Source organism: Arthrobacter sp. SAFR-044 (assembly GCF_051965175.1).
Classification (GTDB): domain Bacteria; phylum Actinomycetota; class Actinomycetes; order Actinomycetales; family Micrococcaceae; genus Arthrobacter.
Genome location: NZ_JBQCMK010000009.1, coordinates 185,324 through 206,126 on the forward strand (window position 1 = coordinate 185,324; position 20,803 = coordinate 206,126).

Consider the following 20,803-nt stretch of genomic DNA (forward strand, 5'->3'; position numbering starts at 1 on the left):
CGGTAGAGTTCTAGCTGCACGATCGTGACATAAATACAGAGGAGATACGGTGGCGCATTTCGTGATCATGGGATGTGGCCGGGTGGGGGCAACCCTGGCGCACACACTGGAGGATGCCGGCCATTCGGTGGCCATCATCGACCAGGACGACCGCGCTTTCCGCCGGCTCCGCCAGGGCTTCACCGGCAGGAAGGTCACCGGTGTGGGCTTTGACCGCGACACCCTCAAGCAGGCAGGGGTCGGCGAAGCGTATGCCTTCGCTGCCGTCTCCAGCGGTGACAACTCCAATATTCTTGCCACCCGGGTAGCCCGCGAAACCTTCCATGTCCCGCATGTCGTCGCCAGGATCTATGACCCGGGACGCGCCGAGATCTACCAGCGCCTGGGCATCCCCACGGTGGCCGCCGTCCGCTGGAGCGCGGACCAGGTGTTGCGCCGCATCCTTCCCGAACAGCATCTCGCAGGCGACTTCCGTGAGCCTTCCGGCCGGCTGGTCCTTGCTGAACTGGACCTCGACTCCGGGTGGATCGGACACCGGATCGGCAGCATCGAAAAGGCTGCCGATGTCCGCGTTGCCTACCTCACCCGCTTCGGAGAGGGCCTGCTGCCGGACGCCGGAACGTCCTACCAGGACGGCGACACCGTGCACGCCATGCTGCAGGTGGACCGCAGCGCCCAGATCGCACAGATCCTCGCCAAAGCCCCCGCGAAGGAGAACCATTGAAAGTCGTTATCGTCGGCGCCGGCAGCGTCGGATCGTCCATCGCCAGGGAATTGCTGGCACATAAGCACGAGATCCTCCTCATCGACCTCAAACCCGAGGTGATCGGGCGCAGCGGCCTCCGGGGCGCCCACTGGCTGGTGGGCGACGCCTGTGAGCTTTCCACGCTGCAGGGTGCGAAGGTGGAGGACGCCGACGTCGTGGTATCCGCCACGGGCGACGACAAGGTCAACCTGGTGGTGTCCCTGCTGGCAAAAACGGAGTTCGGCGTTGGCCGCACCGTGGGCCGGGTAAACAATCCGAAGAACGACTGGATGTTCAACGACTCCTGGGGCGTCGACGTCGCCGTCAACACTCCGCAGCTGATGACCGCCCTCGTGGAGGAGGCAGTGGAGATCGGTGACCTTGTCCGCCTGCTGACGCTGCAGACCGGCGTGGCATCACTGGTGGAATTCACCGTGCCCCACGATTCCCACGTCATCGGCATGACCGTCGGTGACATCCACTGGCCCGAGGACGCCACCCTGGTGGCCATCCTGCGGGACCAGGCACCCATCACGCCCAGCCGGGACGACGTCATCGACGGCGGCGACGAGCTCTTCTTCGTGACCACCATCGCCGCCGAGGACGGACTGCGGGAGCTGCTCTCCTCCGCCCCGGGCAGCATCGACACCGGCGAACAGGCTGCGGGTAACGGCCAGCCGGCCACAGCCGGCAGCCACGGCCATGCCCTGGACGACGACGGCTTCGACGGCTAGGCCGGCCGCCGCGCCCAGGGCATAAGCTGCTTGGGCATCAAGCAGCTTGTGCGCCGGGTGGCTGGTGCGTCCGGTAGCTGGTACGTCCGGTAGCTGGTGCGTCAGGCGGCCTGGTTTGTCAGGCGGTGCGGTCCGCGCCGGTTTCAGGGTCGGCCGGAGCCGGCCGGGTCACCAGCCAGGCCACCCATACCCCGAGGATGTACAGGGGTGCGCCCATGATGAGCCGGGTGGTGGCCAGTGCGGCGAGGCCTTCGGTGCCCATGAGGTACAGCGGCACCTGCACGATGAGCCGGAGCGCCAGGACGGCCACGATGATCCAGGTACCCAAGCGGTATGCCTTGACCCGTGCCGGTTCCTTGCGCCACTCAACGCCCTCGTTCCGGATAAAGCCGAACAGGAGCCCCGCCACGGGCCACTTCACCGCGATGGACAGGACCATCGCCAGGATGTAGGCACCGTTGGCAAAGAAGCCGGGAAGATAGAAGTCCTCCGCCTTGCCGGTGGTGTTGGCCAACCAGGCCGAAATGCCGACGCCGGCAACACCCGCCAGCGCCTGGGTCAGGGGGCGCCGCTGGACCAGCCGCACCACCGTGAAGACTGCTGCGGACGCCAGGGCCGCAACCAGGGACAGGGTGAGCTCGCGGGTGATGGTGAAGGCCACCAGGAAGACGAGGCCGGGAACGATGCTCTCGGCGATGCCCTGCACTCCCCCGGCGCTCCGCAGGACGTCCACCCTTCCGTCGTGGGTGCGGTGGAGCCCGGCCTTCGCCGCATACTCAGCGGCCAGCCCGGCCACGGGGGACGTACCCCCGGCCTGCGGCCCGCCCTGCTGTGCGCTCCGGCCGGGGTTCTCGGGGCCGGTTGGCTGTTCGGGCTGGTGCGGGGTCATTCGTTCTCCTGGCGGGACAGTATCTCGTAGCGCGGATTGAAGATGGTAGGGATGTCCTTACCGCGGGCAAGCATCCCCTCGACCCGGATTTCCGCGCCTGCTTCGATGCCCGGCACGCGGCGGCGGCCCAGCCAGACGACACGGAGCCGTGGCGGCCTGCCCTGTCCCGGGCCGGCGGGACGTGCGGCGTCGTCCTCGGAGACGATCGCGCTGAATTCAGCAGTCCGGTCGGCAGGAACAAACGTCACCGATTCAATGTGTCCCTGGCACATGATGCGGCCCCGGTCCGGCAGTTGGCCCAGGGGCGTGATCCCACGCGGTGGCTGCGCGGTCCCCTCCTGCGGGGGCTCAGCCGATCTGGGTAATTTCGGGACCACGTTCGGGCTCCTCCAGGGTGGGCGCGGCGGGCGGAGGAGTGGCTGATGCGTCCTTGGGCAGCCTCAGCTGCAGAAGGTCGCGCGGCGGCATGGGGCTGTCGCCGCGGACCACGATGACCTGCCGGAACAGGGCCTCGAGCGGTTCGGCGGCGGGGCGTTCCAGCGCCGCAGGCCCGCCCAGGACGCCGCGCAGGAACCAGCGGGGGCCGTCAACGCCGATGAAGCGGGCCACCCGATAGCCCTGGCTGCCATCGGGAAGTCCGGCAGGAAGTTTGGCCACCAGTTCGGTACCGAAAGCGCCTTCCACCTCTTCAACCTGGCCGCCTTGCGCCCCGACCGACTGGCCGATCTGTTCGCGGATCTCGTCCCACAGCGTCTCTGTCTTGGGGGCGGCGAAGGCCTGCAGCTGGAGGCTGGAGCCGTTCAGGTCCAGGGTGACTGCCACTACCCGTTGCGTTGCCTCTTCCACCTCGAGTCGGAGCTGGAGGCCCTCACTGGGGGTAATCAGCAGGGCGCCGAGGTCGACGAAGCCGTCACGGCTGCTGATCTCGGCTTCGTCGAAGGGGCCGTCCTGGCGGCGGGCGGCGGTGCCCGGTGTGCCTTCTCCGGCCTCCGCGATCGTCAGCTCTTCGGCTGGCTGCGCCGGCTCATCGTTCTTTGCTTTCCTGCCGAGTCCAAAGACCATGGGTGACTCCTTAATCCTGAAAAAGTGCCAGTTCTGAATGGTGCCGGCGGGAACCGTGGAGGTCCCGCCGTCGTGCGTGCTGGCGTGGCAGCGGGTGCGTCCCCGGGGTCAGGCTCCGGGAACGTTGAAGCCGCCAGTGGACCCAAAGCCGCCCGTGCCGCGCACGGAACCGCTCAGTTCGCTGACAGGAATGAACTTGGCGTACTCCACCCGCTGGATGACCATTTGGGCAATTCTATCGCCGCGCCGCAGCTCTATCGGCTGGGACGAGTCGGTATTCAGCAGGGTTACCGAGATCTCGCCGCGATAGCCCGCATCCACGGTGCCGGGGGCATTGACGATCGTGAGTCCGTGCTTGGTGGCCAGGCCGGAACGGGGGTGGATCAGGGCCACGAATCCCTCGGGAAGTGCGATCGCGACACCGCTGGGGACCAGTTTGCGCTCTCCCGGCAGCAGGACCACGTCTTCGCGGGCACGGAGGTCCGCCCCGGCGTCGCCCGGGTGTGCGTAGGACGGTGCTTCCAGCTCCGGGTCCAGCATTTTCAACTGGACCTGCAGGGTGGGGGCGGCAGGGGCAGGAGATGCTGCGTCCGGAACAAGGTCTACCGTGGCGGGATGATCAGTCACAGTCACTCACTCTAACCCGCGCCCCCGAGTCAGTCCTAAGAAGCCCGCAGCAAGGAGTTCGGCGGAAGGCCTGACCCAAGGTGAAATGGCGCGACAAAGGTGGAAAGCTGGGGCTATGCCCGAATCAAGCTCCCCTGCGCCCGTCCCCAGTACACCCTCCACCGGGGGACCTGTCATTTACAGGGAGAAGCTGTGGCCCAACGCCTGGATCTGGGTTATAGCGGCCGGTGTATCCGCAGCCGGGATCCTGGTCTTCGCCCCCATCAGTATGGCCGCGGGCTACACGGCGGCACTGGTGCTCCTGGCCATCATCACGGTCCTCCTGGTCCTTTCCACGCCTGTCATCACTGTGACAGCGGACGCCCTCACCGTGGGCCGGGCCACCATCGAGCGCCGGTTTGTAGGCAGTGTGCAGCAATTCACGTCGGAGGAAGCGACGGCAGAGCGCGGCACGCGGCTGAACGGACTGGCCTATCTCTGCATCCGCGGCTGGATCGATCCCGTGGTGAAGATCGAAATCAACGACCCTGCCGACCGGACCCCCTATTGGCTGGCCTCAACCCGTCACCCGGACCAGTTGACAGCAGCCCTGGCCCGGCGCTGACACTGCCCCCTTTCTCCTTCCGGCCGCGGATGAAGCGGAAAATCACGGCGCGCCCTGCTTCTTGAGCCAAATCGGCGCCGCCGGGTGGCAGAGTTTCGATTGATAGTAATGCCAGGGTGGAGGATTTGTATGCAGGATCTACGGCTTGTAGGCGTGCACGACGACGGGACGCATCTCCTGTTGAGCGGGGCCGGCGGCGAGATGTTCCAGCTGCCGATCGATGAGGCCCTCAGGACGGCCAGCCGGGGCACGGCCAAAGTGCGGACGGAGCGGCCTGCCGTTCCCATGTCTCCCAGGGACATCCAGGCCCGGATCCGTGCCGGCGCCACCGCTGCCGACGTCGCGGAATTGTCCGGGATGCCGCTGGCCAAGGTGGAGCGCTACGAAGGCCCGGTCCTGGCGGAGCGTGAGTACGTTGCGCAACAGGCACGGAAGGTTGAAGTGGCGGCGCCCTCCCCCGGCCACGACGCCTACCGATCTGCTTTCGGTGACAACCCGGCGACGCTGGACGACATGGTGGCCCATCGTCTCTCCGCCCACGGCATCGACCCCGCAACGGTGGAATGGGACTCGTGGCGGCGCCAGGACGGCACCTGGACTGTCTCGGCAAGCTTCGAGGCCAAGCCCGGCGGAACCTCCGGAATCGGGGAGGAACCGCCCGCGCTGTGGACCTTCAGCCCCGGACGCAAATCACTGCAGAACACCAACCGCTGGGCGCAGCAGTTGAGCGAACTCGAACCGCTGGACGGTCCTGTTCCCGCCCGCCGGCTCACAGCGGTTTCCGACCGTCCCTTTGATTTTGAGACTGACGCGGATTCCTCCAAGGCTTCCCCCGTCGCCCAGGGTGCCGGCCAGGACTCCGGGAAGGAATCCGACGGCCTCCTGGACATGCTCCGGTCACGGCGGGGCCAGCGGCTCGGCGTCGATGAGGATTCGGACGACGCCCTGGCGTTGCTCCTGGCGCACGGCGTCCCGGCAGCACACCCGAGGCCTTCCGAAGTGGTGGCAGAGGCCTCTGCCCAGCCTGAAGCAGAGGACCCCGAAGCGCAGGACGGGCAGCAGGAAGCACCGGCAGCGCAGGGGGATTCGTTCATCCGGCGGAGGGACGCCAGGCCGTCCATGCTGTCACGGCTGAGCCTGCTTCCGCCCCACCGGGACGGCCATGATGACGCCTTGCGGCTTCACGACGGCGTCAGCACCGACACCCGGGAAATCACCATCGCGGCGTCCCCACAGAAGCCGACCGGTGCCACGCCTGCAGCCGGGTCCGGCAACTCCGGTGGCGCCGGCCTGGATGAACTGCTGGGAAGCAACCCCCGCCGCCCCGCACCCAAGCAGTCCGATGCATCGCCCGCTACCGGACAACTGCCCGAGACCGAGGCGCCGGAACGGCCTGCACGCCCCAAGCGTTCCAGCGTCCCGTCCTGGGACGAAATCGTCTTCGGCACGCGGAGCGACTAGAAACACTTGCCTCCGGCCGATGCGCCGAGGGTCGATCCTGCCCCTCCTGCATGCTAGGCTCCCCGCACCCAATCGGTCAGAAGCTGCAATCATCCCGGGAGGTTTGCTGTGCCGGATACCACCTGCCACATGTCAATGTCACTGGACGGCTTCGTCGCCGGGCCTGACCAAAGCCGAGAGAACCCGCTGGGCAAACGGGGACTCGAACTGCACGGCTGGCATATCGGGGATCCCCGCGCCAACGAGGCCAACGGTATTGCGGCCGACTGGCTCATGCGCCCGCGCGGCGCATATGTGATGGGCCGCAACATGTATGGGCCCGTCCGTGGCGACTGGGACGAGGAATGGAGCGGATGGTGGGGCCCCGAACCTCCCTACCACGCACCCGTGTTCGTCCTCACCCATCACGCCCATGATCCGATCCAGATGGAGGGCGGGACAACCTTCCACTTTGTCACCGGTGGCTTCGACGCGGCCTACGCCGCGGCCCTCGATGCCGCCGGGGACAAGGGGGTGGATATCGCCGGCGGAGCCTCCACTGTCCGTCAGGCGCTGGCCGCCGGCGTCATCGACGAGCTCACCCTGGACATCGCTCCGGTCCTGCTCGGCTCGGGTGAACGGATTTTTGACGGGATTGAGTCCTTTGGCTTCGAACCCGTCGAGGTGCTCCACTCTCCCTTGGCCACCCACATCCGTTACCGCCGGCTGGGCTGACAGCAGGCTGGGCTGACAGCAGGCTGGCAGCGCGGCCGCTGACGCGAGGTTCAGCACGCAGCGCATCGCGGAACGGCGGCTCGCGCATGTCGAACCCGCGCGCTTGGACTGTCACGAGGCGAGATGCTGGCAGAGCGCGTCTTCGAGAAGGCTTCGCTGTTCAAGGAGGGCTGGTTCTTTGCTGAAGCCCAATTTTTCGGGCAAGCTCCGTTCTTCGGGCAGGCTCCGTTCTTCGGGCAGGCTCCGTTTTTCGGGCAGCTGCGGTTCACCTTGCAGGCTGAGCTTTTCGGGTCGGCTCCGTGCACGTTGCAGGAACCCGGCAGGCCATCGGACTGGTTCCCAGTCTTGGTGTTCGCTCGGGTAGTGGCGGCCGGAGGGTGAGGTCCAACCGGGTGGTTCATTCTTCGTGGCGGGGGTAGGATTCCAGCCGGTGCTGTGGCGAAGTTTGTGATGTTTCGGGCAGGGCTGTCCCAGGTTGCTGATCCCTGTGGTGCCGCCGTTGGCCCAGGCGAGGATGTGGTCGGCGTCGTTGTCCAGGGAGTTGTTGCTGCAGCCGGGGAACGGGCACTTGCCGTCCCGCATCCGCAACCAGGCACGCATCGCGCCGGTCACCCTGTAGCTGGTCCGGCCGATCTCCAACGGTGCCCCATCCCGCGGGTCCACCAGGACCCGGTAGAACGACCCCGCACCGTTGGCCACGAGCTCCCTGGCCATTGATGGCGGGATGGGACCGTACCCGTCCAGCATCGCCGGCTCTTCGGTCAGCCCCATCATTGAGTACACCGGGACCGTGACCAGAACCTGGGCCCGGATGGGCGAAGACCAAGGCTGCCGCCCGGCATCATCACTGGGACTAGGGCGGTCGGCGCCACCCGCGCCGTCCCCGCAGCCGTCCTCGTCGTCGCTGTTAGTGTCGCGTGCACGCGCGGCACAGGTGCCGCTGCCTTGCGTGAGACTGCCGCTCCCGAGGATCGCATCGGCAAAGTTATCCGCCCGCCGCTGGGGCATGCTGCGGGACTCTTCCGGCCCCTGCTGGAATCTGGCGATAGCGGTGAGCCGATTCCAGCCGGCCAGCGCCTGAGCCGCGGGCAGATACGCCGACAGCCACGCCATCCCGTCCTGGTCCGCCCGGAACTCCACCCGCCGCTCAGCCACCCCCTTGGCGTGGCGTTTCTCGATACTCTCCGCCTGGTGGCGTTCCCGCCACGTCCGGGCCTTGGCCCTGAACCGGTGCGCCGGCATCTCCCCCGGAGGGCATCCCCTTGCCGGGTTTGGTGCGTCCGGGTCCAGGAAATGCGCCTCCAACGCCGCCGCCCCCACTGCATCAAGGCACGCGGTCTCGTCCGCCATGACCACCGCATGGCCCCAGGACAGAACCCCGGCCTGCAACCCCGCCAGCGTCCGCGGCAACATCGTCGTCACGGCGTGGGAGGTCGCCAGGAACGAGGACGCCGCCCGCTGACCCAAAGCCAGCACGCACCCGATCTCCGCGGCCACCGCCATCTCCTGCGCCCGCACCGGCACCCGCGGCCCGGCCACAGCATGGGCGCTCTCCGCATACGCCACAGCAGCCCTGGCCTTCAACGCAGCGATCCCTGCTTCCACCTCACGGGCACCGGCAAGAATGTCCAGGCAACCATCCGCCAAACCAGCCAACGGATCACCCACAGAAAACGGCTCCGGACCAGAACCGTCCACCTCTAAAACGAGCACGGCAAGGGCAGCGCGCATGTCCGCTAACGCCTTAGTCACCGCTGCTTTCCCCATGAACTAATCATGACAAGGGGGTACGACAATTAAGATCGGAGGTGGAACAGAGCGCTTCTTCATCCCGGATTGAAATGCCGGCGGGTGCCCGGCAGGGTCAGCCTTTGCTGCCCTGGCCGTGGATCCCCCGGCCCTCGCCAGGTCCGCCGGAGCCGTGCCAAAGGCATGCGTCAACGTCGAACGGCAGCAACTGGTCCTGCTGTGCCATCAAAGACGCGCCATGCGCGGTCACCCGCCGCATGAAGTGGCGCCGGCACAGCGTCTCGTATCCCACCACGGGTACATGCCCGGCCTCGGGGACAGCGGCTTCAACCACCATGTCCACGTCCCCCACCACAACCTGGGCACCCTCGGTAACCATCACGCCGTCGACCGTCCTGGCATTGTGCGTGGCGCGCCGGCCGCACCAGCACAGCGCCTCCACCTGGAGCACCTGCACCCGGTCCGCGAGTTCGATCAGGCGTTGCGAGCCGGGGAACAGCCTGGTGCGGAAGTCAGCGGTGATGCCGAACGCGAAAACGTCGACGTCGATCTCGTCCACCACCTTGGCCAACTGCTCCACCTGTTCGGGCGTGTAGAACTGGGCCTCGTCGCAGATGAGGTAGTCAACGCGCCGGCCCTGGGTGCGGCGGAGCATGACTTCCTCCCAGAAGTCGGTGCTGTCCAGCACCTCCACGGCGTCCGTCTCCAGGCCCAGGCGGCTGGAGATCCGGGACTCACCGGCGCGGTCGTTGCGGCTGAAGCGCACGCCGCCGCGGCCGCGGGCCCGGTGGTTGTAGTCCATCTGCAGGGCCAGGGTGGACTTTCCGCAGTCCATGGTGCCGGAGAAGAAGATGAGCTCAGCCACGCCGGCGGTTCCTTCCTTCGGCCGTGAAGCAGAGCAGCGGGACCTCCCGCTCGGCCTTGGTCAGCGAGCCGTGCTGGCCCACCACTTCCATGGCGGTTGGCCGCATGCGCCGGCCATCGTAAAGCGCGACGGCGTCCCGCGCCGCGATCATGACGTCACCGATCCTGCCTTCAACAGCCGGCCGGACATCGTCGCCGAAGAGTCCCCCGGCAACGGCCTCGTCCCGGGTGAAAGCCCAGACCCGGTCACCGAACCTAGCCTTCCACGCGGCCACCAGCCGGTCGCGGCCGCCGGCCAACAGGTGCGTTTCCGCCAGGTACAGGTGCACCATCCGTGGCTCACCTGCAGTATGGCGGACACCTTCCACCAGGGCAGGGTCCGTGGAGAAATCAATCCGCTGCGGTTCGGCCACGTCCAGCATCCCGTGGTCCGCCGTGAGCAGGATGGTGGTGCCCGCGGGAAGGGCGGAGTTGAGCCGCTTGACGGTGGCGTCGAGCTCTTCCAGCTGGTGTTCCCACTGTTCGGAACGGCAGCCGTAGCGGTGTCCGGCCTTATCCAGGTCGTTGACGTAGAAATACATGAGCGATGGGCCGGAGGCTGCCATGGCTTCGGCAGCGGCGGCAGTCCGGGCATGGGGCGTGGCCCCGGGGATGAACCTGCCGCCCCGCAGTGCGGCCCGGGTCATGGGTGAGCCGTCGAACTGGGCGAGACTGACGGTGCTGACCTCCACCTGTCCGGCGATCCGTTCGAACACTGTGGGGAAAGGCTGCCACTCGGACGGGTTGACGCCTGGATCCCAGTTCCCCAGCAGGTTGACCACCTTGTCCTGGTCCGGGTCCAGGACGTCGTAGCCCACCATGCCGTGCTGGCCGGCAGGAAGTCCCGTCCCGAAGCTTGACAGTGCCGCTGCGGTGGTGGAGGGGAAGGCGGAGTCCAGCCACACCGGGACATCCCCCTGCCCGGCCTGCAACACCGAGCGCAGGAAGGGCGTGTGCGCGGACTTTTGCTTGAGGAGGTTCCGGCCCAGACCGTCCGCCAGCACCACGCACACCCGGGAGGCAGCCGGAAGTCCCAAGGTATTGGTGAAATCCTCCATGCCAAGGCTGGCCGCCGCGCTGGTCAGGACTTCGGCGATGGAGCGGTGCCCATAGGCGGGAGCGGGCGGAAGGTCGGGAGTGCGTCCGGAGGTTTGTACGGCGTGGTGGCGGTCTTCCGGCATCTCAGCGCTGCTGGTGCCCGCGGCTGAGCCGGTTGCCGAACACCCCGGACCGCGGCCGCGGCGCCATGGACTGGGCGTGGGATACGGGAGCGGCGGAACCGGTGTTGACCGCCCGCAGGGCCCGGGCAAAGAGTTTGGCGTCCTGCACGGCCTGGAGCCCGTCCGCCTCGGCGCTGATGCGGAGCACGATGTCCTCCTGCGCAATGGTTCCGGTGTAGCCGTGGTCCGCTTCGCACTGCGGATCGCCACAACTGGCCGGGCCCATGTCCAACCGCTGGCCGCCGGACCACGCGATGGACAGCGTCAGTTCCCGGACGGGATCGGACGGCTTGTAGTTCTGCGGCTGTGCGTACATGTAGCTCAGGACCACCGACCGGATCTGGGCCACGGGAACGGACTCGGTAGAGATCTGGGCGACGATCTGCTCCCCTGCCTCGTCCAGCTGCTGGTCGTCCACATGGGTGATGACCAGCATGTCTGCGGTCAGGACCAGGACGGTGATGTGGCGGCGCACTTCTGCCCTGTCGAAGTGGGTTTCCAGGTGCACCAGGTGGGCCACGCAGTCCCGGTCATCCAGTGCATCGTCGACGACGTCAGACACCAGGCGCGGATAGAACCCTGCCTTCTGCAGCGCATCCTCCAGGCTCTGGCCCTGGGCCCCGTGGTTGTGTGAGCTGTGCTGGCGGACTGCCTGGTTTTCATTGCCGGGCGTTTGGGGCGCCGACGCGGGAGGCTGGAAGCTCATGCCCCCATTTTCACAGATCGTCCGGTCACTTGCTAACCGCCTCAGCCCAGCATGGCCCGGCGGGCACTGTCCGTGCGCTGTGCGGCGTTGCCGATCCGCACGTCGGCGGCGAGGATCGTGACGCCTGAGGTGCCGCACAGGACAGGGTTGAATTCCGCCAGCGCAATCTCCGGATGGTTGTCCTTCATCCACGCCAGCCGCCCGGCCAGGTCCTCGAGGGCCTGCACATCCACGGCGGGCAGGCCCTGGTAACCGAAGAGCTTGCGGGACGCCCGGGGCGCCCGGATGAAGTCGTGCACGTCCGCCGCGGAGAGCGGTGGAACCCGGTGGGACCAGTCGTCCAGGAGGTTGACGGCGTCACCGGCGAGGCCGAACGAGATCACCGGCCCCAGCAACGGGTCCTCGATGGCCCGGAACGTGCATGCCTGCCCCACCGGCGCCATGGCCTGGACTTCGAGTGCCGGGTTTCCGTAGGCAGCGAGCGCGCGCCGCATCTGCAGCACGTTCAGGCGCAGCGATTCGGCGTCCTCGATGCCAAGCCGCACGCCGCCGAGGTCCAGCCGGTGGCGGAGGGCAGGTTCGGTGGTCTTCAGCACCACCGGCCAGCCCAGTGAGTCTGCGGCGGCAACGGCCTCATCCGGGGTGGTGAACGGGGCCGAGGGCAGGACAGTAATGCCGTAATGCCGCAGCAGCGAGGCCGTTGCCGCGGGGTCCAACTGCTTGAGCTGTTCGCCCGTGACGTCCCGCAGGAGTTCGTCGAGCTCTGCCGCAGCCTGCCGGGGGTCGCAGCCGGCAGGCTCCACGAAGTGCCCCTGGTCGCGCGCGGCCCATTCGGCGTACCGGACCACTGCGGCGAGGGCGGCGACGGCGGCGCCGGGATTTGAGAAGCAGGGGACGGTGCAGCCCTCGACGCCCAGCAGGCCCTCCACGTTGATGGCGGGGTCAAGGATTCCCGTGAAGGCTGCCACCACCGGCTTCCCTGCGCTGGCGGAACATTCCGCGAGGACCCTGGCCACCGTGTCGACGGTCAGCCCCCGGGCGGGCAGCAGTGCGGCGACCGCGGCGTGGACCGAGTCCGAGGCAAGGGCGTCAAGGAGGGCCGTCCGCAGCGCGGGCAGGGCCACCGACTGGCCGGAGTCCAGGTCGAGTCCGGACACCACTTGCGCCACTCCCAGCCCGTGCGCTGCCGCACTGTCTGCCACCACGTTGCCCAGCGCCTGGGAGTTGCTGAAGATGGCGACGTCGGCTCCGGCAGGCAGCGGGCGGCCTGACACCACCTGGGCGACGTCCACGAGCTGTTCAACGGTTTCGACGCGGATCACCCCGGACTGGCGAAGCATGGCGTCCAGTGCCCCGGCCGGCGCCTGCGTGGTCCGCACGGCGTGCCCCGGCGGCAGGCGGAGGCCCATGGTGTCCGATTTGGCCACGATGACCGGCTTGGTGCGTGCCAGCCGGCGTGCGATGCGGGAGAACTTTCGGGGGTTGCCGATCGACTCCAGGTACAGGCCGACGGCGGACGTATCGGCGTCGTCCTCCCAGTACTGCATCATGTCGTTGCCGGAGACGTCCGCCCGGTTGCCCGCGGAGAGCAGGCTGGACAGCCCGAGCCGGCGCCGGCTGGAGGCGGCATACAGCGAGACGCCGATGGCCGCCGACTGGCTGAACAGGCCCAGGCTGCCGCGCAGCGGCATGCTGGGCGCCATGGAGGCGTTCAGTGACACGTCCGGGTGGGTGTTGGCGATGCCCAGCGATGCGGGCCCGATAACGCGCATCCCGTTGGCCCTGGCCTGGCGCACCAGGGCGCGCTGCCGCTGGAGCCCGCGTTCGCCGTCGTCCGCGAAGCCTGCTGAGGCGATCACCACACCCTTGACCCCTGCCGCGGCGCACTCTTCTACCACGCCGGCCACTTCCTCGTAGGGCACTGCGATGATGGCCAGCTGGACGGGCTGGGGAACCTCGGAGAGCTTGCCGTAGGACAGCATGCCCGCCAGTTCCAGCGCCTCCGGGTTGATGGCGTAGACCGGGCCGTGGAAACCGCCCTCGATGATGTGCTCCAGCAGCTGGTACCCCACGGTCCCCCACTTGCGGCTGGCCCCGATGACGGCAACGGACGACGGCGCCAGCAGCTCCCGGACGCTCCTCGCCTCCGCGCGGTGCTCGCGGGATTCCATCACGGCACGGGATTTTTCGGTGGGGTCGACGTTGAACTCCAGGCTGACGACGCCGTCGTCGAAGTGGCGCTTGACGTCGTAGCCGGCGTCGGAGAAGACCATCAGCATCTTGCGGTTCTCCGGCAGGACCTCGGCGGTGAACTTCCGGATCCCGTTTTCGTGCGCTGCGGCGGCTAGGTGCTCCAGCAGGATGGACCCGATGCCCCTCCCTTGGTGGGCGTCGGCGATGTTGAAGGCGACCTCCGCCTCGGTGGGATCGGTCAGCCGGTCATAGCGGCCGATGCCGATGATTTCGCCGCCGATGGTGATGACGAACGCCACCCGGTCCTTGTAGTCCACCTCGGTGAAGCGCTTGAGCTCCTTGGCGGACAGCCTGGCCTTGAACGCAAAGAAGCGCATGTAGATTGAATTCTGCGACTGCCCGGTATGGAAGGCCTGGACGGCGTCCGCGTCCGACGGGTGGATGGGCCGCAGATGCGCTGTCCCGCCGTCACGCAGGACGACATCGGCTTCCCAATGTTCCGGATATTCGCCGTCCCCGGGCTGATCCACCATAGGCTTAGCCTAGCCAAAAACTATCGCAGCACACCCAAAGGCTGCGCAGTAACCGCAGAAGGATTCACCAAACCCCATGGCCCGCCGGCAAAGTTCAAAACCCATCGTGGACGACAGCTACACGGAAAACATCGTCGATATCGACGTGACGTCCGAAATGCAGGGCTCCTTCCTGGAGTACGCGTACTCGGTGATCTACTCCCGCGCCCTGCCTGATGCCCGGGACGGCCTGAAGCCGGTGCAGCGCCGCATCCTGTACATGATGAGCGACATGGGCCTGCGCCCGGACCGCGGCCACGTCAAGAGCGCCCGTGTGGTGGGCGAGGTCATGGGCAAGCTGCACCCGCACGGTGACGCCGCCATCTACGACGCCATGGTTCGCATGGCCCAGGACTTTTCGCTGCGGCTGCCCCTGATCGACGGGCACGGCAACTTCGGCTCGCTCGACGACGGCCCGGCAGCCCCGCGGTACACCGAGGCCAGGCTGGCGGCGGCCGCCCTCACGCTGACCAACCACCTGGACGAAGACGTGGTGGACTTCGTTCCCAACTACGACAACCAGCTGACCCAGCCGGACGTCCTTCCCGCCGCCTTCCCCAACCTGCTGGTCAACGGCGCCACGGGCATCGCCGTCGGCATGGCCACCAACATGGCCCCGCACAACCTGGTGGAGGTCATCTCCGCTGCCCGGCACCTGATCGCCCACCCTGGCGCAACGCTGGATGACCTCATGCGGTTCGTGCCGGGACCGGACCTGCCCAGCGGCGGCCGGATCGTGGGCCTGGACGGCATCCGGGACGCCTATGCCACGGGCCGCGGGTCCTTCAAGACCCGCGCCAAGGTGGAAATCGAACAGCTCTCTGCACGCCGCACCGGCCTGGTGGTTACGGAACTGCCGTACATGGTGGGCCCGGAGAAGGTGATCGAGAAGATCAAGGATGCTGTCAACGCCAAGAAGCTGACCGGCATCAGCGACATCGTGGACCTGACCGACCGCAAGCACGGGCTGCGGCTGGTCATTGAGCTCAAGAACGGCTTCAACCCGAACGCGGTCCTGCAGCAGCTTTACCGGTACACGCCGATGGAGGACTCCTTCGGCATCAACAACGTCACCCTGGTGGACGGCCAGCCGCAGACGCTGGGCCTGGTGGACCTGCTGTCCGTCTACGTCAACCACCGGATCAACGTGGTCCGCCGCCGGACCGTCTACCGACTGGGCAAGAAGAAGGACCGCCTGCACCTGGTGGAGGGCCTCCTGATCGCCATCGTGGACATCGACGAGGTCATCCAGATCATCAGGTCCTCGGACGAGGCCGCGGCGGCCCGCGAGCGGCTGATGTCCATCTACGACCTCACCGAGATCCAGGCCAACTACATCCTGGAACTGCGGCTGCGCCAGCTCACCAAGTACTCGCGGATCGAGCTGGAGAAGGAGCAGGACGAGCTGCGCCGGGAGATCGCGGAACTGCAGGCCATCCTGGACTCGGAGGAACTGCTGCGGACGGTGGTCTCCGACGAGCTCGCCGTGATTGCCGAGGAACACGGGACGCCGCGCCGGACCGTGCTGCTGGAATCCGAGGCCGTGTCCCCCACCGTCGCTGCTGCCGATCCTGCGGCGGCCGACGGCAAGAAGGGCAAGGCCGTGCCGCTGTCCCTGGAGATCGCGGACGACCCCTGCTGGGCCATCCTCACCGCCTCCGGGCAGGTGGCGCGCACCGGCAACCAGGAACCCTTGGCCGAGGCAGGTCCCCGCAGCAGGCATGACGTGTACACGTCGGTGGTCAAGACGTCGGCCCGGGGCGAAATCGCTGCGGTCACCTCGCTGGGCCGCATGCTCCGGCTGCAGGTCATGGACATGCCGGTTTTGGCCCCCGTGGCTGGCCTCCCCAACCTTGCGGGGGGCGTTCCGGCCAAAGAGTTCCTGACCCTCGTCAAGGGTGAGTCCCTGGTGGCGTTCGTACGGCTGGACGAAGTCCTGGCCATCGGCACCGCCCAGGGCGTGGTGAAGCGCGTCCAGCCGGACTACCCGTTGAACCGTGAAGACTGGGAGGTCATCACCCTCAAGGACAAGGACGTGGTGGTTGGAGTGGCTCCTGCCGGTGGCGATGACACCGAACTGGTGTTCCTCACCCGGGAGGCCCAGCTGCTGAAGTTCACCGCAGCCGTGGTCCGCCCCCAGGGCCGCACTGCCGGCGGCATGGCTGGCATCAAACTCGCCGCGGGTGACCAGGTGATCTTCTTTGGTGCCGTGAAGCCCCAGGATGAGGCCGCCGTCGTGGTCACCATCGCCGGTACCAACGGCGCCCTCCCAGGCACCGCCCCGGGCACGGCCAAGGTCACGGCCTTCTCCGAATACCCTGCGAAGGGGCGTGCCACGGCCGGGGTCCGGGCGCACCGGTTCCTGAAGGGTGAGGACATGCTGCTGCTGGCCTGGGCAGGGCATGGACCGGCCAAGGCCTCCTCCGCCGGTGGAGTGGCGCGGTCGCTGCCGCAGGAGCACGGCCGCCGCGACGGCTCGGGCGTCCCGCTCTCCCAGGCCGTGGACGTGGTGGGCCCGGCCATGGCGTGGACGGACGGGGCCGCAGCCGGGGAAACCGCCGAGTAGCGGCTGCCTCCACTGACGGCGCACAGCTTAGACTGCTCCCATGCCTATCGTTCCTGATGAAAAGAACTGGACCTGGGTCCTGTCCCGGCCCTGCCCGGAATGCAATTTCCACGCCTCCACGGCCACCCCCGCCACGGTCCCCGGAAGCATCGAAAGCATGATCCCCCGGTGGCTGGCGGTCCTCCGCCGGCCGGACGCGGCAGAGCGCCCCGACGGGCAGACGTGGTCGGCGCTGGAGTACGCATGCCACGTGCGGGACGTCTTCGCCCTTTTCAACCAGCGCCTGAACCTGATGCTCACGGAGGATGACACCCGCTTCGCCGACTGGGACCAGGACCGTACAGCCATCGAGAAGGACTACGCCAACGCCGACCCGTCGGATGTGGGTCCGGAACTGGCGGCGGAAGGGCACGAGGCCGCCGAGTCCTTCGCCCGTGTCCCCGAAGACGACTGGGGACGCAAGGGGCTGCGCAGCAACGGCTCGGAGTTCACCGTCCTGACGCTCTCCCAATACTTCCTGCACGACGTAGTCCATCACCTCCACGACGTCGACGGCTGACGGCGGGGTTCCTGCTGCGGCGCCCTGGTTGGCGGCGGCGCACGGTAGCGGGGGCTCAGCGCGAGGGCGCCAGGGATCCCCGGGGCTGTCCGGAGGAGGCCGTGAGGTCCAGCCTGGCGTCACCGGCATGGATATCGGCGGGGTTGTGCGTGACCAGCACCACGGTGCGGTCCCCCAGCCCGGCACGCAGGTCCGCCAGCATGGCAGCCGCTGACTCCGCATCCAGGTGGGCGGTGGGTTCATCCAGCAGGATCACTTCGGCTCCGGTCAGCAGGGTCCGCGCCACAGCCAGGCGCTGGCGCTCGCCGCCGCTCAGGAAGGCACCACCGGGACCGATCCGGGTGTCCAGCCCCGCCGGCAGCCGGCCCACCAGTCCTGAAAGTCCGACGGCGGCGAGGACGGCTTCCAGCTCGCCGTCACCTGCCGTGGATGCGACGTTCCCTGACGGCCGTCCCAGCAGCAGGTTTCCCCGGATGGTGGAATCGAACAGGTGGGCCTCCTGCGGGCACCACGCTGCACGGCCCGTAACCATGGCCTGCCCCGCGGCCGGCGGCAGGAAGCCGAGCAGCACCGAGAGCAGCGTGGATTTTCCCGAACCGGACGGTCCCGTGACGGCCAGCCAGCGCCCGGGGCCGGCCACCGCATCCACGCCGGAGAAGACCGGAGAGCCGCCCGGCCATGCCGCGGCCAGGTCCACCAGTTCAACGCCTGGTGCGTCCCCGGCACTGGGGGGAACGTGCTGCAGGCCGCCAGGGCTTTCGCCTCCCTGAAGGGCGCCGGACTCCCCCACCCGGCGCATGACCGAGCGCAGCGCGGGAAACTGGCGCACCGCCGTCGTCATCGCTGCGTAGGGTTCCACCAGCGCGAGCAGCAGGAGGACCACCACGGCCGCCGTCGCGGGGGCCACCTGGGCCGTGAGGACCCCGGGGCCCGCCAACCAGGCGGCCGCCAGCGCGGCCGTGCCGCAGGCCGCGGTGGCGACGGCATGCCCCAGCCCGTCCGCCCAGGCCGAGCGCTGCGACGCACGGGTGGCGTCCCGGTCCTCCGCCAGCAGCGCGTCAAGCACGCGGGGCGCAACGCCGTTGGCGTGCAGTTCGGCCCGGGCATCGAGGGCAGCGGTGACGCGGCGCAGGACGCCGGAACGCAGGGACTGCTCGGCGGCGGCGGATTTGCGGTCGCCCCACAGGGCGGCGGCGGGCGCCACGAGCAGGCCGCTGATGGCTGCTGCCGCCACGGCTGGAAGGGCGTCAGGCACCAGGATGCCGGTGGCAGCTATGGCCAGGACAGATACCGCGAACGCCGTGACAGGGGGCAGGACCACGCGGGGCAGGAGGTCCCGGACGGTGTCGACGTCGTCGATCACCGTCCCCAGCACGTTTCCGCCCTGCAGGAGCCGGCGCAGCGACAGTGCCCTGCGGCTCAGGGATTCCCAGAGGCGGCCGCGGAGCCGGGTGAGTGCGGCGAACACGGCATCGTGCAGCAGCAGCCGCTCCCAGTAGCGGAACACAGCCCGGCCAATGCCGAAGAACCGGACACCGACAATGGCGGTCAGGAGATACAGGATGGGCGGCTGTTCACTGGCCCGGATGATGAGCCAGCCCGACAGGCCGGAAAGCGCCACGGCGAAGACGGCCGCCAGGGTGCCGACGAAGGCCGCAGCCGCGAACTTTCCCCGGACCGGCGCAAGGAGTGCGGCCAGGAGGCGGCCAGAACCGGGGACGGCCTGCGCAGGACCGCCGGCGGAGGAATTCCCTGTGGTCTGGCTGTCCGTGGAAGCGCTGGCGGCGCCCGCGTCCCCCGCACTGCTTCCTGCGGGGTCCGCCGAGCCGGCGGGCAGGGAGGCGGGCAGGGAGGTGGGCAGGAACGCCACGCCTCCGCCCGCCTGACGGGCTGTAGCCGTGGCCCGCGCCACCGGCACCAGCACGTCCGCAAGCTGCCGGGTGCGCTCGTTGTGGGCCACCAGGATCACGGTGACCTGGCCGCGGAGCAGGCGGATGGCGTCCTCGACGACGACGGCAGAAGCGTCATCGAGGTGTGCGGTGGGTTCGTCGAGCAGCAGGAGGGTAGCCCCGGCGTCGATCCTGGCAAGGCCACGGGCCAGTGCCACACGGCGGAGCTCGCCCGGGCTCAGCTCCGCCTGGTGCTTTGCTGCCAGGTGCCCGGCTCCGGCGCGTTCAAGGCATTGCCGGGCCGCGTCTTCGGCGGTGAACCGGTCCGGGGCGTGGCCCGGGTCCGGTGAGAGGTACAGCAGCACTTCGTCCAGGACGGTTCGGGCCACCATGACGGGGTGCTGCGGCACCCAGGCCACGGCACGGCGGTCCAGCCCGGTGATGGAGCCGGCGATGCTTGTTCCGTCTCCATGGCCAATGGTTCCGGCCAAGACGCCCAGGACAGTGCTCTTGCCCGCACCGCTGGGGCCCTCCAGTGCCGTAATCCTGTCCAGCGGTGCGGTGAAGGTGAGGGGTCCGACGGCGGTTCCGGACCTGCCGGCGTAGGTCACCGTGAGTCCGGTGACCTCCAGCGGGGCGCCCGGCCTGCCGGCCTTGGCCGCGGGCAGCGGTGTTGGCTCCGGCGCCCGGGTCACCGCGGTTGTTTCCGCGAGCGCCACCCTGCCGTCGTCGCTGGCGTGGTGGGCGGTGCCGAGTTCCCGCAGCGGGAGGTAGCAGTCCGGGGCGAGGAGGAGGGCCAGCAGGCCCGCCTCCAGCGGCATGTCGCCGTGGACCAGCCGGACGCCGATGAAGACGGCCACCACCGCCACGGAGATGGTGGCGATGAGTTCCAGGGCCAGCGCGGACAGGAACGCAGTGCGCAGGGTGCCCATGGTGCGCGAACGGTATTCCTCCGAGATGTCTTCGAGGGCCTTGCGCTGGGCGGTGGCACGGCCCAGCCCCACCAGGACCGGCAGGCCCTTGGCGAGCTCCAGCATGTGCGCTGACAGCCGCGCCAGCGAGGCCTGGGCCTCCCGCACGTTGTCCTCGGTGTACCGGCCGATCAGCACCATGAACACCGGGATCAGGGGCACCGTCAGCACGATGACCAGCGCGCTGACCCAGTCCGCGAAGAGGATCCGGGCCCCCAGCAGCAGCGGAACGGCCGCGCAGTTGACCAGCGCGGGAAGGAACTGGGTGTAGTAGCTGTCCAGTGCGTCCAGGCCACGGGTGGCAAGGACCGCCAGGCCGCCGTCGCCGGGCCCGGCTCCGCGCACGCCGGTACGCAGCGCCCGCTCCAGCAGCTCAGCGCGCAGTTCTTCCTTCACGCCCAGTGCGGCGCGGCGGGCAGCGACGGCCTGGCCCCACACGGTCAGGGACCGGAGGACGACGCCGAGGAGTCCGGCGGTCAGTTGGCTCCCCCAGGCCGGGTTCCCGGCAACCAGTCCGGCCAGGACGGAGGCCACCGCCTGGCCGATCAGGACCAGGGACAGGGCCTTGAGCGCTGCCAGCAGTCCCAGCCAGTAGATGGCTGAGCGGGTGGAGGGACCGGCGGGAAAAGTTGGGCGCAC

Annotated in this window: 17 protein-coding genes; 7 read left to right on the forward strand and 10 right to left on the reverse strand. The window is 68.4% G+C overall.

Annotated features, from left to right (window positions below; all coding sequences use genetic code 11):
• Positions 1–49: 49 nt before the first annotated feature.
• Together ACTHQS_RS15260 and ACTHQS_RS15265 are read left to right on the forward strand one after the other, a co-directional pair.
• Complete coding sequence (locus tag ACTHQS_RS15260) at positions 50–724, forward strand: potassium channel family protein (protein ID WP_440170520.1); 675 nt, start codon at positions 50–52, stop codon at positions 722–724.
• Positions 721–1,479: a potassium channel family protein gene (locus tag ACTHQS_RS15265; RefSeq protein WP_440170523.1), complete on the forward strand. Its 759-nt coding sequence runs from the start codon at positions 721–723 to the stop codon at positions 1,477–1,479. The genes ACTHQS_RS15260 and ACTHQS_RS15265 overlap by 4 nt, the downstream gene beginning before the upstream one ends.
• Positions 1,480–1,597: 118 nt before the next feature.
• Here the strand turns inward: ACTHQS_RS15265 and ACTHQS_RS15270 are convergent, their stop codons facing one another.
• The 4 genes from ACTHQS_RS15270 to dut form a co-directional block, all read right to left on the reverse strand.
• Entirely contained in the window at positions 1,598–2,368 is a 771-nt protein-coding gene (locus tag ACTHQS_RS15270; protein ID WP_440170526.1) for a DUF3159 domain-containing protein, read from the reverse strand.
• A complete protein-coding gene (locus ACTHQS_RS15275; RefSeq protein ID WP_440170528.1) occupies positions 2,365–2,616 on the reverse strand; it encodes a hypothetical protein in 252 nt (83 codons plus the stop codon). Before ACTHQS_RS15275 ends, ACTHQS_RS15270 begins: the two co-directional genes overlap by 4 nt.
• Before the next feature lie 100 nt (positions 2,617–2,716).
• On the reverse strand, positions 2,717–3,430 hold the full coding sequence (locus ACTHQS_RS15280) for a DUF3710 domain-containing protein (protein ID WP_440170531.1): 714 nt from the start codon (positions 3,428–3,430) through the stop codon (positions 2,717–2,719).
• A 108-nt stretch (positions 3,431–3,538) separates the two neighbouring features.
• Positions 3,539–4,057, reverse strand: coding sequence for a dUTP diphosphatase (gene dut / locus ACTHQS_RS15285; protein ID WP_440170533.1), 519 nt, complete (start codon positions 4,055–4,057; stop codon positions 3,539–3,541).
• 115 nt (positions 4,058–4,172) lie between these two features.
• On the opposite strand from dut, the gene ACTHQS_RS15290 reads away from it, so the two are divergent.
• From ACTHQS_RS15290 to ACTHQS_RS15300, 3 genes are all read left to right on the forward strand, one after another.
• Complete coding sequence (locus ACTHQS_RS15290; protein WP_440170536.1) at positions 4,173–4,661, forward strand: DUF3093 domain-containing protein; 489 nt, start codon at positions 4,173–4,175, stop codon at positions 4,659–4,661.
• A gap of 129 nt (positions 4,662–4,790) precedes the next feature.
• The gene (sepH, locus tag ACTHQS_RS15295) at positions 4,791–6,122 is read left to right on the forward strand and encodes a septation protein SepH (protein ID WP_440170538.1); all 1,332 of its coding nucleotides are present in this window, start codon (positions 4,791–4,793) and stop codon (positions 6,120–6,122) included.
• Positions 6,123–6,251: 129 nt separating this feature from the next.
• On the forward strand, positions 6,252–6,836 hold the full coding sequence (locus ACTHQS_RS15300) for a dihydrofolate reductase family protein (RefSeq protein ID WP_440170540.1): 585 nt from the start codon (positions 6,252–6,254) through the stop codon (positions 6,834–6,836).
• A gap of 111 nt (positions 6,837–6,947) precedes the next feature.
• Here ACTHQS_RS15300 and ACTHQS_RS15305 read toward each other — a convergent pair whose 3' ends face one another.
• The 5 genes from ACTHQS_RS15305 to ACTHQS_RS15325 form a co-directional block, all read right to left on the reverse strand.
• Complete coding sequence (locus ACTHQS_RS15305; protein ID WP_440170542.1) at positions 6,948–8,603, reverse strand: DUF222 domain-containing protein; 1,656 nt, start codon at positions 8,601–8,603, stop codon at positions 6,948–6,950.
• 97 nt (positions 8,604–8,700) lie between these two features.
• Entirely contained in the window at positions 8,701–9,450 is a 750-nt protein-coding gene (locus ACTHQS_RS15310; protein WP_440170545.1) for a thymidine kinase, read from the reverse strand.
• A complete protein-coding gene (locus tag ACTHQS_RS15315) occupies positions 9,443–10,669 on the reverse strand; it encodes an alkaline phosphatase family protein (RefSeq protein ID WP_440170548.1) in 1,227 nt (408 codons plus the stop codon). The genes ACTHQS_RS15310 and ACTHQS_RS15315 overlap by 8 nt, the downstream gene beginning before the upstream one ends.
• 1 nt (position 10,670) lies before the next feature.
• Complete coding sequence (locus tag ACTHQS_RS15320) at positions 10,671–11,414, reverse strand: DUF5998 family protein (RefSeq protein ID WP_440170551.1); 744 nt, start codon at positions 11,412–11,414, stop codon at positions 10,671–10,673.
• A gap of 41 nt (positions 11,415–11,455) precedes the next feature.
• On the reverse strand, positions 11,456–14,140 hold the full coding sequence (locus ACTHQS_RS15325; RefSeq protein WP_440170554.1) for a bifunctional acetate--CoA ligase family protein/GNAT family N-acetyltransferase: 2,685 nt from the start codon (positions 14,138–14,140) through the stop codon (positions 11,456–11,458).
• Between the two features lie 76 nt (positions 14,141–14,216).
• Between ACTHQS_RS15325 and ACTHQS_RS15330 the strand changes: the two genes are divergently transcribed.
• Both ACTHQS_RS15330 and ACTHQS_RS15335 read left to right on the forward strand, forming a co-directional pair.
• Positions 14,217–16,745, forward strand: coding sequence for a DNA gyrase/topoisomerase IV subunit A (locus ACTHQS_RS15330; RefSeq protein ID WP_440170556.1), 2,529 nt, complete (start codon positions 14,217–14,219; stop codon positions 16,743–16,745).
• A gap of 40 nt (positions 16,746–16,785) precedes the next feature.
• Positions 16,786–17,304, forward strand: a complete 519-nt coding sequence (locus ACTHQS_RS15335; RefSeq protein ID WP_440170558.1) for a DinB family protein — start codon at positions 16,786–16,788, stop codon at positions 17,302–17,304.
• A gap of 55 nt (positions 17,305–17,359) precedes the next feature.
• On the opposite strand, the gene cydD is transcribed toward ACTHQS_RS15335, so the two are convergent.
• Positions 17,360–20,803, reverse strand: a complete 3,444-nt coding sequence (gene cydD, locus ACTHQS_RS15340) for a thiol reductant ABC exporter subunit CydD (protein ID WP_440170560.1) — start codon at positions 20,801–20,803, stop codon at positions 17,360–17,362.

Excerpts from the sequence above, each read along its gene's own strand:
- ACTHQS_RS15270 (WP_440170526.1), bottom strand. The coding sequence starts at position 2,368 with ATGACCCCGCACCAGCCCGAACAGCCAACCGGCCCCGAGAACCCCGGC.
- ACTHQS_RS15280 (WP_440170531.1), bottom strand. The coding sequence starts at position 3,430 with ATGGTCTTTGGACTCGGCAGGAAAGCAAAGAACGATGAGCCGGCGCAG.
- ACTHQS_RS15290 (WP_440170536.1), top strand. The coding sequence starts at position 4,173 with ATGCCCGAATCAAGCTCCCCTGCGCCCGTCCCCAGTACACCCTCCACC.
- sepH (WP_440170538.1), top strand. The coding sequence starts at position 4,791 with ATGCAGGATCTACGGCTTGTAGGCGTGCACGACGACGGGACGCATCTC.
- ACTHQS_RS15300 (WP_440170540.1), top strand. The coding sequence starts at position 6,252 with ATGTCAATGTCACTGGACGGCTTCGTCGCCGGGCCTGACCAAAGCCGA.
- ACTHQS_RS15305 (WP_440170542.1), bottom strand. The coding sequence starts at position 8,603 with ATGGGGAAAGCAGCGGTGACTAAGGCGTTAGCGGACATGCGCGCTGCC.
- ACTHQS_RS15315 (WP_440170548.1), bottom strand. The coding sequence starts at position 10,669 with ATGCCGGAAGACCGCCACCACGCCGTACAAACCTCCGGACGCACTCCC.
- ACTHQS_RS15320 (WP_440170551.1), bottom strand. The coding sequence starts at position 11,414 with ATGAGCTTCCAGCCTCCCGCGTCGGCGCCCCAAACGCCCGGCAATGAA.
- ACTHQS_RS15325 (WP_440170554.1), bottom strand. The coding sequence starts at position 14,140 with ATGGTGGATCAGCCCGGGGACGGCGAATATCCGGAACATTGGGAAGCC.
- ACTHQS_RS15330 (WP_440170556.1), top strand. The coding sequence starts at position 14,217 with ATGGCCCGCCGGCAAAGTTCAAAACCCATCGTGGACGACAGCTACACG.
- ACTHQS_RS15335 (WP_440170558.1), top strand. The coding sequence starts at position 16,786 with ATGCCTATCGTTCCTGATGAAAAGAACTGGACCTGGGTCCTGTCCCGG.